The organism is Vibrio mimicus CAIM 602 (assembly GCF_000338875.1).
GTDB classification, from domain to species: domain Bacteria; phylum Pseudomonadota; class Gammaproteobacteria; order Enterobacterales; family Vibrionaceae; genus Vibrio; species Vibrio mimicus.
Window position 1 is genome coordinate 1 of the sequence record NZ_AOMO01000115.1, and the last position, 632, is coordinate 632.

At 48.6% G+C, this 632-nt stretch carries 1 protein-coding gene; it reads left to right on the top strand.

The window, feature by feature from the left end:
- On the top strand, positions 1-632 hold a 632-nt coding region (locus tag D908_RS00040), incomplete at both ends, for a GTP-binding protein (protein ID WP_005528159.1).

A 632-nucleotide genomic window follows, 5' to 3' on the forward strand; every position in this document is an offset into this window, starting at 1 on the left:
CCGCACGTAAACGTTGGTACTATCGGCCACGTTGACCACGGTAAAACAACTCTAACCGCAGCTATCTGTACTGTACTTGCAAAAGTATACGGCGGTAAAGCTCGTGACTTCGCGTCAATCGACAACGCACCAGAAGAGCGTGAGCGTGGTATTACAATCAATACTTCTCACGTAGAGTACGATACTCCAAACCGTCACTACGCACACGTAGACTGTCCTGGACACGCGGATTATGTTAAGAACATGATCACTGGTGCTGCACAGATGGACGGCGGTATCCTAGTTGTTGCTGCAACAGATGGTCCAATGCCACAAACTCGTGAGCACATCCTGCTGGGTCGCCAAGTAGGTATTCCTTACATCATCGTATTCATGAACAAATGTGACATGGTTGACGATGAAGAGCTTCTAGAGCTGGTTGAGATGGAAGTTCGTGAGCTTCTGTCTGAGTACGATTTCCCAGGTGATGACCTGCCAGTAATCCAAGGTTCAGCACTAGGCGCGCTAAACGGCGAAGCACAGTGGGAAGCGAAGATTGTTGAACTAGCAGAAGCACTAGATTCATACATTCCAGAGCCAGAGCGTGCAGTAGACATGGCATTCCTGATGCCAATCGAAGACGTATTCTCAAT